Source organism: Streptomyces sp. NPDC050315 (genome assembly GCF_040655775.1).
Taxonomy (GTDB): domain Bacteria; phylum Actinomycetota; class Actinomycetes; order Streptomycetales; family Streptomycetaceae; genus Streptomyces.
Genome location: NZ_JBFAKN010000001.1, coordinates 1,040,979 through 1,055,626 on the forward strand (window position 1 = coordinate 1,040,979; position 14,648 = coordinate 1,055,626).

At 70.2% G+C, this 14,648-nt stretch carries 14 protein-coding genes and 1 pseudogene; 4 read left to right on the forward strand and 11 right to left on the reverse strand.

Annotated features, from left to right (window positions below; genetic code table 11):
• Positions 1-54: 54 nt before the first annotated feature.
• The 4 genes and pseudogenes from AB0I82_RS04580 to AB0I82_RS04595 form a co-directional block, all read right to left on the reverse strand.
• Complete coding sequence (locus AB0I82_RS04580; protein WP_363255580.1) at positions 55-597, reverse strand: hypothetical protein; 543 nt, start codon at positions 595-597, stop codon at positions 55-57.
• Between the two features lie 98 nt (positions 598-695).
• A pseudogene (locus AB0I82_RS04585) lies at positions 696-901 on the reverse strand (hypothetical protein).
• A gap of 67 nt (positions 902-968) precedes the next feature.
• Complete coding sequence (locus tag AB0I82_RS04590) at positions 969-1,622, reverse strand: hypothetical protein (RefSeq protein ID WP_363255581.1); 654 nt, start codon at positions 1,620-1,622, stop codon at positions 969-971.
• Between the two features lie 96 nt (positions 1,623-1,718).
• Entirely contained in the window at positions 1,719-2,189 is a 471-nt protein-coding gene (locus AB0I82_RS04595; protein WP_363255582.1) for a DUF6221 family protein, read from the reverse strand.
• Between the two features lie 307 nt (positions 2,190-2,496).
• Here AB0I82_RS04595 and AB0I82_RS04600 point away from each other — a divergent pair, with 307 nt between their 5' ends.
• The 3 genes from AB0I82_RS04600 (at position 2,497) to AB0I82_RS04610 (ending at position 3,946) form a co-directional block, all read left to right on the forward strand.
• Positions 2,497-2,829, forward strand: coding sequence for a DUF6415 family natural product biosynthesis protein (locus tag AB0I82_RS04600; protein ID WP_363255583.1), 333 nt, complete (start codon positions 2,497-2,499; stop codon positions 2,827-2,829).
• Between the two features lie 391 nt (positions 2,830-3,220).
• Positions 3,221-3,628 (forward strand): hypothetical protein, encoded by a 408-nt coding sequence (locus AB0I82_RS04605; protein WP_363255584.1) that lies wholly within the window; start codon positions 3,221-3,223, stop codon positions 3,626-3,628.
• Positions 3,629-3,799: 171 nt separating this feature from the next.
• Complete coding sequence (locus AB0I82_RS04610; protein WP_363255585.1) at positions 3,800-3,946, forward strand: hypothetical protein; 147 nt, start codon at positions 3,800-3,802, stop codon at positions 3,944-3,946.
• A gap of 224 nt (positions 3,947-4,170) precedes the next feature.
• Here AB0I82_RS04610 and AB0I82_RS04615 read toward each other — a convergent pair whose 3' ends face one another.
• From AB0I82_RS04615 to AB0I82_RS04625, 3 genes are all read right to left on the reverse strand, one after another.
• Entirely contained in the window at positions 4,171-5,568 is a 1,398-nt protein-coding gene (locus AB0I82_RS04615) for an amino acid permease (RefSeq protein ID WP_363256074.1), read from the reverse strand.
• 301 nt (positions 5,569-5,869) lie between these two features.
• Complete coding sequence (locus AB0I82_RS04620) at positions 5,870-6,646, reverse strand: hypothetical protein (protein WP_363255587.1); 777 nt, start codon at positions 6,644-6,646, stop codon at positions 5,870-5,872.
• Positions 6,643-7,857 carry an ATPase/DNA packaging protein gene (locus AB0I82_RS04625; RefSeq protein WP_363255588.1) on the reverse strand — a complete coding sequence of 405 codons (1,215 nt, stop codon included), beginning with the start codon at positions 7,855-7,857 and terminating at the stop codon, positions 6,643-6,645. The genes AB0I82_RS04620 and AB0I82_RS04625 overlap by 4 nt, the downstream gene beginning before the upstream one ends.
• Positions 7,858-8,001: 144 nt before the next feature.
• Between AB0I82_RS04625 and AB0I82_RS04630 the strand changes: the two genes are divergently transcribed.
• Positions 8,002-8,730, forward strand: coding sequence for a MerR family transcriptional regulator (locus AB0I82_RS04630; RefSeq protein ID WP_363255589.1), 729 nt, complete (start codon positions 8,002-8,004; stop codon positions 8,728-8,730).
• A 45-nt stretch (positions 8,731-8,775) separates the two neighbouring features.
• Here the strand turns inward: AB0I82_RS04630 and AB0I82_RS04635 are convergent, their stop codons facing one another.
• From AB0I82_RS04635 to AB0I82_RS04650, 4 genes are read right to left on the reverse strand one after another with little or no spacing between them, the layout of a single operon-like run.
• Positions 8,776-10,947, reverse strand: coding sequence for a 3-hydroxyacyl-CoA dehydrogenase NAD-binding domain-containing protein (locus tag AB0I82_RS04635; protein WP_363255590.1), 2,172 nt, complete (start codon positions 10,945-10,947; stop codon positions 8,776-8,778).
• Positions 10,948-10,980: 33 nt separating this feature from the next.
• Positions 10,981-12,195 carry an acetyl-CoA C-acetyltransferase gene (locus AB0I82_RS04640; protein ID WP_363255591.1) on the reverse strand — a complete coding sequence of 405 codons (1,215 nt, stop codon included), beginning with the start codon at positions 12,193-12,195 and terminating at the stop codon, positions 10,981-10,983.
• Between the two features lie 52 nt (positions 12,196-12,247).
• Positions 12,248-13,390: an acyl-CoA dehydrogenase family protein gene (locus AB0I82_RS04645; protein ID WP_363256075.1), complete on the reverse strand. Its 1,143-nt coding sequence runs from the start codon at positions 13,388-13,390 to the stop codon at positions 12,248-12,250.
• Positions 13,391-13,404: 14 nt separating this feature from the next.
• Complete coding sequence (locus AB0I82_RS04650; RefSeq protein WP_363255592.1) at positions 13,405-14,577, reverse strand: CaiB/BaiF CoA-transferase family protein; 1,173 nt, start codon at positions 14,575-14,577, stop codon at positions 13,405-13,407.
• Between the last annotated feature and the right edge of the window lie 71 nt (positions 14,578-14,648).

Here is a 14,648-nt window from a genome sequence, read left to right on the forward strand (position 1 = left end):
ATCCCGCAGCCCACACGTCCGGCCCGCCGCCGCGCCACTTGACGAGGTGCGGTGCTAGTCGTCCCCTTCAAAGATGACGACCGGGTCGGCATCAGAACCAAAGTCAGGCAGTGGCCACAGAGCACGTACGGCCGTAACCCGGTCAGCACGCGGCGGCAACGGTTCACCGCGCAGGTATGCGCCCAGGCAGGCGATGGCGTCAGCCGAGAGGAGCATGATATCGGCCCTCCGCTCTTGCTTGGTTCTCGTATCGCCAGGCGGGTCGAGAGGCATGAGGAAGGTGTCTTCCTGTACTCGGCTACGGAGAGCGGCGTCGGGAACGTGCTGCAGCAAGACCCGTACATTCAGCACGCGTTCATGAAGCTGCCGCTCGCGTGCGCTGTCCATGGGGCCGGCCCGTCGGGCATCGCGCTGGACTTCGAACAACTCCGTCAGCGCCGCCTCAATCGCCGTGGACGTACGAGCTCTCCGGCGCTCCTTACGTGCGTGAGCTGCTTGCTGCCGCTGAGCCACGACCGAGGCCCAGACCGAAAGCCCTCCACCAACCACGGTGCCAACCAGACCGAATACTGCCCCCACCCATACCGATGCATCCATGCAGACATCCTGACGGAGCACGTGGGAGGCGAGAAGGGGCGACCGCCGAGACCGTAGGCGGTGTGCTCGTTGCCCGCTCTCATGCGCCGCTGCTGCGGTTATCCCCACACATCGGGGCCTCCCCCGCGCCACTCAATGAGCCGCCCGTCGTCCTGATCGATGACGTCCTCCTCCAGGCCGGCCCGGCGCAGGAAGCGACGTCCCGTGGGCCGTACGCGAGGCCGAGGAGCTCCCCGCCGACCGTGACGCGCCGGCCGCCGGACGGGGACGGAAGATGCACGACCACAGGGGGCTGCTCGGCCATGACTTCAGCGTGCGGGCCGGGCGGTGGCGGGGCAGCCGCAGGGCGGCTGGATGGGCGACAACAAATCTCAGCGGGCTGGCTGGGTCTTCACCTGGAACAGCGGGACACCGGAGCGATCCGAAAATTCGACCACCCCGGGCTGAGTACTGGGAACACTGAGCGGGGTGGTGCCGCGCACGAATTCTCCGGGTCCGGGATTCGGTACGTTGGTGAGGTCATCGCCCTGCTGTCCGAGGTTTTTACAGTCGACGCCGAGGAGGATTTCGAGACCTTTAGTCTCGCCGTCCTTTCCGGTCCAGTCCGCGGTGGTGAGCGGGAAAGTGTCGAATTCCTCCTGGCCAGTATTCTTGACCTTGAACTCCAGGCAGACAAAGCGCTCTCCCGGATCGGCCGCCGCCGGGGTGTCGCCGTACGGATCAGGAACGGATTTCGCCGTCTTCACGCTCACCAACGTGACGTCCGCAGAACCTCCGCTCACGTCGGTGAACTCATCGTCACTGGTCGTGATCGACGCGGTCTTCCCTGCGGCGAGGGTGGGAACAGCGGCAGACTCCTTGGGCGCCTCCGTCTCCTCCTTAGCACCGATCGCCGGGCCGACCCCCTCTCGACCCTCTCCATTCTGGCCGTTGCCGCCACACGCAGAGATGATCAGCGCGGCCGCGAAGCCGCAAGCCACACCCCCAACGGTCGAGCCGTTCCTGTAGATGCCGGGCCTCTTCATGGCCACTCCCTGCCGTGAGCCATCCCCCCTTTTTTCTTCAGCTTCTTCCTGCTGGGCGCGCGGCGCATCTCGACGCGTCTGGTCGCCGGCCTGCTCTCACTGAGGCGGGTAGTCGGGGTGATCGGCACACGGAAGGGCCAGGGAGCGGAGGACGGGCCCCAAGACGTCGAGCTTGTTGATCAACTCGCTCTCCTGCCGATACAGCCTGCCGAACTCGTCCGCGTCTGTACCGATCACCTCGCGCATCCGCACTCTGATGCTTTCCCGTGCCTGGAGCGTGGTCGCGTAGGAGTCGACGATCTGCCGCTTCGCCTCGACCTCGGCGAGCACCCGGGCCGGGTCGTGGCGGGCGATGTGATCAGCATTGGCGGTGCCGTAGCCGAATCCTCCGGGCACTCGGCGACAGTCAGCGACGGCCGAGCCGAAGGGCCGCTCCTGTGTCGCGTCGTCGGCGTGCACTCCGGCGACGTGGTCGCGCCGGGTCCAGGGTGCCGGGAAGGCGGCCCGTGCAACGGCTTCGTCTTCATCAAGGCGGGCGCGGAGGAACGCCACCAGATCAGCTGTCACCGCTGCCCTTCTTCGGTGTCACCGCTGGGCCGCACCCGGATCCTCGGGCCTGTGCTGGCGTATCCGGAAGCCGTACGCGCCTGGTGGCTCGTGCCGCTCGGCGCCGCCGAGCAACTCACGGACCTGCCGCAGCTCACCATCCACACCGCGGGCTGTCTCTGCACCGCCCACCTGCCGAACGCACCTTGCACGGCCGGGCGTGGTTGGAACGCCCCGACGGACGCGGGCATCTCACCGATCCCGTCAAGCTCGGCGCCGCGTTCAGTCGGAGCACCAGATGTCCACGGCTCTTAGCGGACGCGTTCGGATGAGCGACGTCGACAACCTCCCGATCGACGTGGCCACGATCCACAGCGCCCTCGCCCGTGCCCAGAGCACCGCGCAGATCGAGGCGCTGGCCGAGGTGGAGCAGCTCCTGCGGGGGCATATCGCCCTGCTGCTGCCCGAGGTGCAACGACAGGTCGAAGACCTGTCGCCCCGCTGCGGCGATTGGTACCGAGGCACCGCGCACCTTCGCGCCATCCGGGCCCAGGTACGGCACGGCCTCGGTGACAGCTCGACGGACGCGCGCCGCCAGATCGACCAGCTCGCCAGCGACTGCCGCTGGCTCCTCACCCAGCACGAGGCGGCCTCCCGGTGACCGGCCCGCCAGGCCCCATCGAACGGCTCCACTGCGCCTGCGCCGCCCGCGGCTATCAGCCGCAACCCTCGCAACCCCGCTCCTAAAAGACTCCGCTCCGGCCGCCATTCCCTGGCAGGACACGGCCGGAGCGGGCGGGCCCACCAAGGGGCCCGCGCACGTGCAGGACCGGCGCCCGGACAGCCCGGAGCGCCGATACAGCACAGGAGGTCACCATGCGCGACACCTTCGGCACCGTCAAGTTCCTCGGCGGCGAGGACGAAGACGACGGCCAGGGCGGCAACCCCTCCGGCGGCTGCGGCGACGGCGACGGCTGCGGACGCCAGTAGCAGCCGGTCCGGGTGGCCCCGCCCCCGTGGGCGGGGCCCCCTTCTTCTCGGACAGGAGAGAGATGGCAGACAGGCATCACCACGCGTACGTCTGGCTCGGCCACGGCGACACCCTGATCAAACCCGGCGACGCCATCCGACGGCCGAACCATCCCGAGTTCCGCACCACCCCGGTGATGCCGCTGGAGTGCGCGAACTGGCTGCTGAAGACTTCTTCACTGATCGTGGAAACCTTCGCCGAGCCGGACAAGGCCGCGCACTGGTTCGCCGAGCAGCGCGACGAGCACGAGAGCACCTTCGCCGGCGCGTACGGACCGCCGACGCCGCGCGAAGACGTGGCACGGCAGCTGGCGGACGGCCAGGATGCCGTGGGCGGCTGGTGGTTGACCGGCGGCCGGTTCCTCTCGGTCAATCTGATCGCGTGCAGTCCGCACAAGGTGCGGACGGAGTACGCCTGCCCGGGACCGTAGCGATGCTGCCCGGTGTGCAGACGCCAACGGTGCGGGACGTAGCCGCGCTGCTCCGCATGATGCACCACGACCGTCCGCTATCTGCATGCGCATATATGCATTTCACGTATCGCGCGGCCTTCGCGGGTGCAAGGTGGCGGCGTACGGCGAGCCGAATCGGAGAGGGCAGTCATGACCGCCGAAGCGTTACGCAGCCGACGCGGATACCAGATCCGGGCCGCCGCCCTCCACTGGGACGCCCTGCACGGCAAGGTGACCGACGCCACTGTCCTGCACGCGGCGCTGACGGGCCAGGAACGCTCGTGGCCCGTCCTGTGACTCGCCACCCGGCCCGACGCCTCCCCGCGTACGGGGCCGCGCGGCGGTAGACGCCCGTCCTGGGGGCCGGGGGCGGTCCCATACCCCGGGCGGGCGCTGGCCCCGGTCGTCCCGTGACGGCCGGGGCTCAGTGCTGCGTCCGCAGGTCGGCCGTACATGTTTTTCCGTGATGGTCGTCCGACCACTACCCGGTGACCGCGGGCTGAGCCGGACCGCCGACCCGGTCAGCGGCGCGGGCCGGGCACCTTCGGTGCGGGCGGGCCTTCCAGGCCGTCCGTGCCGTCGGTGGCGGTGCGTTCCGCGGCGATGCGGCTGACGCGGCCGCGGACGGCGAACCAGCCCGCGAACAGGGCCACGCCGATCACCGGGGCCAGCATGACCGTGTCCCGGCCGACGCCGCCGTCGAACCACATCAGGACGATGACGCCCAGCAGGAACGCGATGGTGACGATGTCCGTGACCGGCGTTCCGGGGAGCCGGAACTTCGGGCGCTGCAGGAGGCCCTCCTTGGTCCGGCGGACGAACACCATGTGACAGATCATGATCACGACCCAGGTGCTGATGACGCCGAGCGCCGCGATGTTGATCACGATCTCGAACGCCTTGCCCGGCACCACGTAGTTCAGCCCGACGCCCAGCACACAGACCGCCGAGGTGAGCAGGATGCCGCCGTACGGCACCTGGTGGCGGTTCATCCGGCCGGTGAACTTCGGCGCGGAGCCGGCCGCCGACATCGAGCGCAGGATGCGGCCCGTGGAGTACAGGCCGGAGTTCAGGCTGGACATCGCGGCGGTGAGCACGACGAGGTTCATCACGTCGCCCGCGGCCGGCACGCCGACGTTGGAGAGCACGGTGACGAAGGGGCTCTCGGAGCCGGTGTACTTGTCCCACGGCATCAGCAGCGTCAGCAGCACGACGGAGCCGACGTAGAAGATGCCGACCCGCCACATGATCGAGTTGACGGCCTTCGGGACGACCTTGTGCGGCTCGCTGGTCTCGCCCGCGGTGACGCCGACCATCTCGACGGCGGAGTACGCGAAGACGACGCCCTGGAGGACCACCACGACCGGGAGCAGGCCGGTCGGGAAGAGTCCGCCGTTGTCGCTGATCAGGTCGAAGCCCGGCGTGTGGCCGCTCACCGGGTGCTGGGTGGCGAGCAGGAAGATGCCGATCAGCATGAAGACCACCAGCGCGGCGACCTTGATGATCGCGAACCAGAACTCCAGCTCACCGAAGATCTTCACCGAGATCAGGTTCACGGCGAGTACCACCGCGAGCGCGATCAGCGCCATCACCCACTGGGGCACGTCGGTGAACATGCCCCAGTAGTGCGTGTAGAGCGCGATGGCGGTGATGTCGGCGATACCGGTGGTCGACCAGTTCACGACGTACATCCAGCCCGCCACGTAGGCGCCCTTCTCGCCCAGGAACTCCCGGGCGTAGGACACGAAGGAGCCTGAGGAGGGGCGGTGCAGCACCATCTCGCCCAGCGCCCGGACGACGAAGAAGGCGAAGAGGCCACAGACCGCGTAGGCGATGGCGAGCGCGGGGCCCGCGGAGGCCAGCCGGCCGCCGGCGCCGAGGAAGAGGCCGGTGCCGATCGCGCCGCCGATGGCGATCATGTTGATGTGCCGGGCCTTGAGGCCCTTGCTGTATCCGGCGTCGCCCGCGTCGTGCGGGGCGGCGTCGTTCCCCCCGTCCGGCGGCCGGTAGGCGTCTTCCTGGACGGTTTGCGTGCTCACAGGTGCGTCATCTCGCTTTCGGGAGGGCGGTGGAGCGATGGCCGGCCGCCGCGGATCGCGCGAGCCGGCCGACCGCACACCTTCCCCGAAGTAACGTCATCCGTCTGTGAAAGGGATCACAGGACCATGATCGACGTGTGCCGGATCGCCGACCATCACCGGCCTCTCTCAGTCTTGAAGATCAGTCCTTGAAGATCAGCACCAGCGCCGGCACCACCGCCACCGGCCAGCCCGCCAGCAGTACGACCGCCCACAGCCCGCCGCCGGGCCCCCTGAGCAGCGCCACCAGCCGCCCGACCAGGCCGAAGCGGTCCTCGGGGCCGTCCTCGCCGTTCTCGCCGTCCTGCGGCCGCTCCGGCCCGTCGGCCGCCTCGGGCCCCGGTGCCTCCTCCTCGGGCCCCGACGGGGCGGCGGACGCGTCCTTCGCGCCGGGCGCGGCGGGCGCCGGCTCCGCCGCCTGCCCGGGCTCCGGCACCGGCACGGTCCCCGCGGCCAGCTCCGCCACCGTCACCCGCGCGGAGACCGCGGGCGGGAACGCCCGCTCGTCCTCCAGGAAGCGCGCGAAGACATCGAGCACCATCGGGCGCAGCCCGGGCAGGTCGGCGTCCGCCACGGACATCCGCGCCCGCGCGCCCGACCCGCCGGTGACGACCACCCCGTACGCGAGCTCGATGGGCCGGCCGCTGCGGTCGCGCAGCACCACCCCGTCGGCGCCGGGCGGGGACGCCTGGACGATGCGGTACGAGAGCACGATGCGCCCGCCACCCGGCAGCGGCGCCTCCGCGTGCCGGCTCTCCCCGTCCTGCGTCAGGCTGCCGGTGATCGCGTCGCGCAGCAGCCCGGACAGATTGCGCTCGCTCAGGAAGCCCGGCACGAGCAGCGTGCGCTGCCCCACCTTCCGGCCGCGCGCTACCAGGAAGGGCCAGCAGCCCGCGTCCCGGGAACCCCTGCGGCTCACGACGCCTCGCCGTCGCGCAGTACGGAGGCCGGCATCTTGGCCACGAAGGAGGCCAGCTCGGCGTTCATGCGGTCCATCGCGATCCGCCGCGCGGAGGCCGCCTCCTCGGTGAGCCGGTCGACCTGCCCCAGCTCCTGCTCGCGCAGGCCCATCTTGCGCTCGCCCTGCTCGGTGAGCCGACTGGCGAACATCTCCACCGCGGCCTCGCTCACCTTGTCGAGCTTCTTGCCGCCCACCACGGCGCCCAGGACGCCGCTGATGGCCTTGCTGAGCCGGGCGCTGAGGGTGCCGCTCAGCCACTTGATCCGCTCGGTGGCGGTCAGTGCGGTGCAGCGCTGGATCTCGCGGATGAGCCGGCGGCGGGTCTCCTCGTCCAGCCGGCCGAGGATCGAGGAGAAGATGTCCGGCAGGATCGCGAGGAACGGGATCTCGACGTACTGCGGGTGTGGCAGCGCCCCTGGGTGCTTGCGCATCCGGCCGTCCGGCTCCAGCGTCGCGTAGTCGGGGCCCACCGAGCTCACGGGCAGCAGCCGGACGGCGGGCTCGTACTCGTTCCCCGCCATCGCGACGTTCCCCACGAGGTGGGCGAACTCCTCCATGCCGCACAGCGCCTCCTGGACAGCGGCCAGCGAATCCGCTTCCGTACCGGCGTACCCGGCGATCAGGTCCCACTTGGTGATCACGAAGTGCACCGGCTTCTCCGCCGACTGCAGCAGCCCGAAGATCATCGACATTTCGTGGTGGAAGTGGCCCAGGCCCTCATCGGTGCCGCGCAGCAGCTCGCGTACGTACTGCCCGTCCAGCAGGCACAGCACCGTGTCGGCCGCCACCAGCCGCTCGGTCAGCTCCTCCTGGGCCCGCGAGGCGGCGTCGTCCTCGGTGGCCTCGGTGAGCAGCTCGCCCGCGTAGTCCAGGTACTTGATGCGCAGCACCGAGTGGTTCGTGGCGTTCCGCCGGGTCTTGCAGTCGAAGGTGTACTCGCGGTCGTCGTGCACCCGCGTCGAGGCGGGCCACTCCCCGGGTCCCCGCACCTGGCGGTAGACGCCCATCAGCTCGACGCGCTGCGCCTGCGAGCACTCCAGGAAGATCGCGGCGCTGCTCTGCACCTGCAGGCGCTTGAAGAGGCTGGAAAGATAGACCGTCTTGCCTGATCCGGACGGCCCGACCACCAGTACCCGGACAGTGAACGGGTCATCGCTGAGTTCGAGCATGCATCCCCCGAAGAACTCCGTACCGAACACTGGATGCTACTGACGGGGGCAGGTGGGCCGGGAGGTGAATCGGCACTCCCTCACCCGCAGGAGTGGTGACACAGGAGTGGTGACATCGATGGTGAGACAGCAATACTGTTCAACATGATGGAGTCCGCTGCCGAGCTGAGCCTGACCGTCGACGAGCTGGCCGCCCGGGCCGGTGTCACGGTCCGTACGATCCGGTTCTACAGCACCCGCGGGCTGCTCCCGCCCCCGGAGATCGGCCCGCGCCGCGTCGGCCGGTACGGCCCCGACCACCTCTCGCGGCTCGCGCTCATTGAGGAGCTGCAGCACCAGGGCATGACGCTGTCGGCGATCGAACGGTACCTGGAACAGCTGCCGCCCGACCTCAGTGCCGAGGATCTCGCCATTCACCGCGCCCTCGTCGCCGGCTGGCTCCCGGACCGGGCCGAGGAGCAGACGCTCGCGCAGCTGGAGCGGCGGGTGGGCCGGTCGCTGACCGAGCAGGACCTGGACCGGCTGGCCGCGATGAGCGTGCTGGTGCGCACCGAGGAGGCGGGCGTCTTCCAGGTGGATCCGGGGCTGCTGCAGCTGGGCGTGCGGCTGCTGGACGTGCCGATCGCACTGGAGACCATCCTCGCGGCCCGTACGGTCGTGCTGGAGCACACCCGCTCGGCGGCCCGGGAACTGAGCCGGCTGTTCAGGGACGAGGTCGGCGCCGCATACGAGGACGGCGGGCCGGACGCCGCCGAGGTGGCCCGGCGCAAGTCCCTCTCCGCCGACATGCAGCCGCTGGTCGTGCAGGCGCTGGTGACGGCATTTCAGCGGTCGATGAAGGAGGAGCTGCGGGAGTGGTTCGGCGGGCAGTGAGCGCAAGGGGACGGGCCGCTCGGGCCCGCCCCCGTACGCACGCCGTCAGTCCTTGAAGGGCTCGCCCTTCGCGGCCTTCTCCAGCAGCAGCGCCGACGGCGCGAAGCGCTCGCCGTACGCCGCCTGGAGCTCCTTGGCGCGGGCCACGAAGCCGGCCACGCCACCCTCGTAACCGTTGATGTACTGCATCACGCCGCCGGTCCAGCCGGGGAAGCCGATGCCGAAGATGGAGCCGATGTTGGCGTCGGCGACGGAGGTGAGCACGCCCTCCTCGAAGAGGCGCACGGTGTCCAGCGCCTCGGAGAAGAGCATCCGCTCCTGCATGTCCTTGAAGGGGATCGACGCGTCCGGCTTGGTGTAGTGCTCGCGCAGCCCCGCCCACAGGCCCTGTCGCTTGCCGTCCTCGTCGTACTCGTAGAAACCCGCGCCGCCGCTGCGTCCCGGCCGCCCGAACTCGTCGACCATGCGGTCGATGAGCGCGTCCGCCGGGTGCGGCGTCCAGCTGCCGCCGGCCTCCTCGATCGCCTTGCGGGTCTCGTTGCGGATCTTCCGCGGCAGCGTCAGCGTCAGCTCGTCCATCAGGGAGAGCACCTTGGCCGGGTAGCCGGCCTGGCCCGCGGCCTGCTCGACGGAGGCCGGGTCGACGCCCTCGGCGACCATCGCCACGCCCTCATTGATGAAGTGGCCGATGACACGGGAGGTGAAGAAGCCGCGGCTGTCGTTGACCACGATCGGGGTCTTGCGGATCTGGCGTACCAGGTCGAAGGCGCGGGCCAGCGCCTCGTCGCCGGTCCGCTCGCCCTTGATGATCTCCACCAGCGGCATCTTGTCGACCGGCGAGAAGAAGTGCAGACCGATGAAGTCCTGCTTGCGCTGGACGCCTTCGGCGAGGCCGGTGATCGGCAGGGTCGAGGTGTTGGAGCACAGCAGCGCGTCCGGCGCGACGATGCCCTCGATCTCCTGGAACACCTTGTGCTTGAGCGCGGTGTCCTCGAACACCGCCTCGATGACGGCGTCACAGCCCGCCAGATCCTGCGGGTCGGCGGTCGGGGTGATGCGGGCGAGCAGCTCGTCGCGCTTGGCCTCGGTCGTACGGCCCTTGGCGAGCGCCTTGGCGAGCAGACCCGCGCTGTACGCCTTGCCCTTCTCGGCCGCCTCCGGGGAGACGTCCTTGAGCACCACCTCGATGCCGGCCTTGGCGCAGCTGTAGGCGATGCCCGCGCCCATCATGCCCGCGCCGAGCACCGCGACCTTGGTGACCTTGCGCTCCTCGATGCCCTTCGGGCGGTTGGCCCCGGAGTTGACGGCCTGGAGGTCGAAGAAGAACGCCTGGATCATGTTCTTGGAGATCTGGCCGGTGACCAGCTCCACGAAGTACCGCGCCTCGATGGTCTGCGCAGTCTCGAAGTCGACCTGGGAGCCCTCGACGGCGGCCGCGAGGATGTTGCGCGGGGCCGGGTACGGTGCGCCGTTCAGCTGCTTCTTGAGGTTGGCGGGGAACGCCGGGAGGTTCGCGGCGAACTTGGGGTTGGCGGGCGTGCCGCCGGGGATCTTGTACCCCTTGACGTCCCAGGGCTGCTGGGACTCGGGGTGCGCGTCGATGAACGCGCGGGCCTTGGTGATCAGCTCCTCGGGGGTCTCCGCGACCTCGTGGATCAGCCCGTTGTCCTTCGCCCGCGTGGCGTTGTACTGGGTGCCCTGGAGGAGGACCTTCAGCAGCGCGTCGGCGATGCCGAGCAGCCGTACGGTACGGGTGACGCCGCCGCCGGCCGGGAGCAGGCCGAGGGTGACCTCGGGCAGGCCGATCTTGGTGCCGGGCGTGTCGAGTGCGACGCGGTGGTGGCAGGCGAGCGCGATCTCGTAACCGCCGCCCAGCGCCGCGCCGTTGATGGCCGCGACGACGGGCTTGCCGAGCGTCTCGATGCGCCGCAGATCGCGCTTGATGCCCTGGCCCGCCTCGAACGCCTCCTGGGCGTTCTCGCGCCGCACGGCGATCAGTTCGCGCAGGTCACCGCCGGCGAAGAAGGTCTTCTTGGCGGAGGTGAAGATGATGCCGCGGATGCCGTCCTTCTCGGCCTCCAGGCGGTCGGCGACCGCGGCGAGGGAGGTCTTGAAGGCGTCGTTCATCGTGTTCGCCGACTGGCTCGGGTCGTCGAGGACGAGGGTGACGACGCCGGTCTCGTCCTGCTCCCAGCGGATGGTGCTGGCTTCACTCATGGTGCGTTCTCCGTAAGGGGTCGGGACGGACGGTCAGAGGCGCTCGATGACGGTGGCGATGCCCATGCCGCCGCCGACGCAGAGGGTGGCCAGGCCGTAGCGCTTGTCCTGGCGCTCCAGCTCGTCGATGAGGGTGCCGAGGATCATCGCGCCGGTGGCACCGAGCGGGTGGCCCATGGCGATGGCGCCGCCGTTGACGTTGACCTTGTCCAGGCTCAGGCCCATGTCCTGCACGAAGCGCAGCACGACCGCGGCGAACGCCTCGTTGATCTCGACGAGGTCGATGTCGTCGATGGTCAGGCCGGCCTTGGCGAGCGCCTTGCGGGAGGCGGGGGCCGGGCCGGTGAGCATGATGGTGGGCTCGGAGCCCGAGACCGCGGCGGAGAGGATCCGGGCGCGCGGGTTCAGGCCGTACCGCTCGCCGACCTCCTTGGAGCCGATCGCGACCAGGGCCGCGCCGTCCACGATGCCGGAGGAGTTGCCCGCGTGGTGGACGTGGTCGATGGCTTCGACCCAGTGGTACTTCTGCAGCGCCACGGCATCGAAGCCGCCCATGTCGCCGATGGCGGCGAAGGAGGGCTTGAGGGAGGCGAGCGAGTCGGCCGTGGTGCCCGGCCGCATGTGCTCGTCGTGGTCCAGGACGGTCAGCCCGTTGCGGTCGGTGACCGGGACGACGGACCGCTTGAAGCGGCCGTCCTTCCAGGCCGCGGCGGCGCGCTCCTGGGAGAGCGCGGCGTACTCGTCCACGTCGCGGCGGCTCCAGCCCCCGATGGTGGCGATGAGGTCGGCACCGATGCCCTGCGGGACGAAGTTGGTGTCGAAGTTGGTCATCGGGTCGTTGAACCAGGCGCCGCCGTCCGAGGCCATCGGCACCCGCGACATCGACTCGACGCCGCCGGCCAGCACCAGGTCCTCCCAGCCGGAGCGGACCTTGGCGGCGGCCATGTTGACGGCCTCCAGGCCGGAGGCGCAGAAGCGGTTCTCCTGTACGCCGGCGACGGTGTCGGGCAGCCCGGCGGCGACGGCCGCGATACGGGCGATGTCGGATCCCTGGTCGCCGACCGGGCCGACGACGCCGAGCACGATGTCGTCGACGGCCGCCGGGTCGAGGTCCGGGAAGCGCCGGCGCACCTCGTGGATCAGGCCGACGACCAGGTCGACCGGCTTGGTGCCGTGCAGCGCGCCGGCGGCCTTGCCGCGGCCGCGCGGGGTGCGGATCGCGTCGTATACGTACGCTTCGGAAGTCACGGTGTGCAGCCTTTCAAAGGGGTGAGGGTGAGCCCGGCGTGGCGGGACGTGATCAGCCGAGCAGCGAGCGGCCGATGATCTCCTTCATGATCTCGGTGGTGCCGCCGTAGATCGTCTGGATGCGGCCGTCGGTGAACGCCTTGGCGACGCGGTACTCGTTCATGTAGCCGTATCCACCGTGCAGTTGCAGACAGCGGTCGGCCACCCGCTTCTGCAGCTCGGTGGCCCACCACTTGGCCATCGAGGCGTGTACGGCATCCAGTTGCCCGGCCGAGTGGTCGACAATGCAGCGGTCGAGGAAAGTGCGGGTGACGGCACACTCGGTGGCCATCTCGGCGATCTCGAACCGGATGTGCTGGAGCTTGGCGAGCGGCCGCCCGAACGCCTCGCGCTCCTTGACGTACTGCGTCGTGATCTCCAGCAGATGCTCGGCGGCGGCGATGCCGGCCACCGCTATGCCCATCCGCTCCTGCGCGAGATTGGTCATCAGATGGATGAAGGCGCCGTTCAGCTCGCCGAGCAGGTTCTCCTTGGGCACGCGCACGTCATTGAAGAACAGCTCGGCGGTGTCCTGGGCCTTCTGCCCGATCTTGTCGAGGTTCCGGCCCCGCTCGAAGCCCTCCATGCCGCGCTCGACGACCAGGAGAGACAGCCCGTGCGCGCCGCCCTCGGGGGTGGTCTTGGCGACGACGATCACCAGATCGGCCAGGATGCCGTTGGAGATGAACGTCTTGGAGCCGTTCAGCACCCAGTGGTCGCCGCGGTCCTCGGCCGTCGTTCTGATGCCCTGCAGGTCGGAGCCCGCGCCCGGCTCGGTCATGGCGATCGCGGTGATGATCTCGCCGCTGCAGAAGCCCGGCAGCCAGCGCCGCTTCTGCTCGTCGGTGGCCAGCGAGGTGAGGTACGGCCCGATGATGTCGTTGTGCAGGCCGACGGCCAGGCCCGCGGCGCCGGCCCGGGTGAACTCCTCGGCCAGCACCGCGGAGTAGCGGAAGTCGGCATTGCCCCCGCCGCCGTACTCCTCGGGCACGGCGAGGCCCAGCAGCCCCTGGCGGCCGGCGGCGCGCCAGGCCTCCCGGCTGACGATGCCGTCCCGCTCCCACTGCTCGTAGTGCGGCTCGACCTCCTTCTTCAGGAAGGTGCGCACGGTCTCGCGGAAGGCGTCGTGGTCCTCGGTGAAGATCTGGCGCGGCAGCTGTGCGGGCTGGGTCATCGTTGCGGGCCTTCCTCGGTGCCGCCTTCGGGGCGCGGCTCGGGACGTGGGGTGGTCAGGGCGGGGACGTCCCAGTCGCGGGCCACCGCTGCGGTGTCCGCGCCGGGCAGGGCGGGGCCGCCGCGCACCGCTCCCGGCGTACGGGAGAAGCGCGGCGCGGGCGCCGGCTGGGTGACACCGGCGTGTTCGACGAAGGTGCCGCGGGCCGCGAGATGGGGGTGGTCCGGCGCCTCGCGCAGCGACAGCACGGGCGCCACGCACGCGTCGGACCCGTCGAAGACGGCCGTCCACTCCGCGCGCGTACGGGTACGGAACCGGTCGGCGATGGCCGTACGCAGCGCGCCCCACTCCGCGAAGTTCTCCCGCGGCGGCACCTCGTCCGCCAGGCCGAGCAGCCGCAGGAACTCGGCGTAGAACCGCTGCTCCAGGGCGCCGACCGCCATGTGGCCGCCGTCTGCCGTCTCGTACGTACCGTAGAAGGGCGCCCCGCCGTCCAGGAGGTTGGCGGCGCGCCGGTCCTGCCAGGCGCCGGCCTCCAGCATGCCGCGGATCATGGTGGTCAGGTGCGCGGTGCCATCCACGATCGCGGCGTCCACGACCTGACCACTGCCGCCTTCGGTGCGCGCGTGCTGGAGCGCGGCGAGGATGCCGATGACGAGGTAGAGCGAGCCGCCGGCGTAGTCGCCGAGGAGGTTGGCGGGGGCGACGGGCGGGCCGTCGGCGGTGCCGGTCATGCCGAGCGCGCCGGTGAGCGCGATGTACCCGATGTCGTGCCCCGCGGTGTCGGCGAGCGGGCCGTCCTGGCCCCAGCCGGTCATCCGCCCGTAGACGAGGCGGGGGTTGCGGGCCAGGCACGCCTCGGGGCCGACGCCGAGCCGCTCCGCGACACCCGGCCGGTACCCCTCGATCAGCACATCGGCGCGCTCGGCCAGGTCCAGCACCTGACCCGGGCCCTCCGGAGTCTTCAGGTCGACCAGCACCGAGCGCTTGCCGCGGTTGGTGAGGTCGTGCGCCGGATCGATGCCGATGCCGGAGCCGCCGGGGCGGTCCACGCGCACGACATCGGCGCCGAGGTCGGCGAGGTGCATCGCGGCGAACGGGCCCGGCCCGATACCGGCGAGTTCCACCACGCGCACTCCGCTCAGCGGGCCGTTCCCTGTCTGCGCCATCGCGCCCCCAGATCAAGAGCGGTGCTCTGTGACACCAATGCTGTAACACTCGTGATGTTAAGAACGTGTTC

Bases quoted from the DNA above. Each gene is read 5' to 3' on its own strand.
- AB0I82_RS04635 (WP_363255590.1), bottom strand. From the start codon at position 10,947: ATGAGTGAAGCCAGCACCATCCGCTGGGAGCAGGACGAGACCGGCGTC.
- AB0I82_RS04615 (WP_363256074.1), bottom strand. From the start codon at position 5,568: ATGATCGCCATCGGCGGCGCGATCGGCACCGGCCTCTTCCTCGGCGCC.
- AB0I82_RS04580 (WP_363255580.1), bottom strand. From the start codon at position 597: ATGGATGCATCGGTATGGGTGGGGGCAGTATTCGGTCTGGTTGGCACC.
- AB0I82_RS04630 (WP_363255589.1), top strand. From the start codon at position 8,002: ATGATGGAGTCCGCTGCCGAGCTGAGCCTGACCGTCGACGAGCTGGCC.
- AB0I82_RS04625 (WP_363255588.1), bottom strand. From the start codon at position 7,857: ATGCTCGAACTCAGCGATGACCCGTTCACTGTCCGGGTACTGGTGGTC.
- AB0I82_RS04600 (WP_363255583.1), top strand. From the start codon at position 2,497: ATGAGCGACGTCGACAACCTCCCGATCGACGTGGCCACGATCCACAGC.
- AB0I82_RS04605 (WP_363255584.1), top strand. From the start codon at position 3,221: ATGGCAGACAGGCATCACCACGCGTACGTCTGGCTCGGCCACGGCGAC.
- AB0I82_RS04610 (WP_363255585.1), top strand. From the start codon at position 3,800: ATGACCGCCGAAGCGTTACGCAGCCGACGCGGATACCAGATCCGGGCC.
- AB0I82_RS04590 (WP_363255581.1), bottom strand. From the start codon at position 1,622: ATGAAGAGGCCCGGCATCTACAGGAACGGCTCGACCGTTGGGGGTGTG.
- AB0I82_RS04650 (WP_363255592.1), bottom strand. From the start codon at position 14,577: ATGGCGCAGACAGGGAACGGCCCGCTGAGCGGAGTGCGCGTGGTGGAA.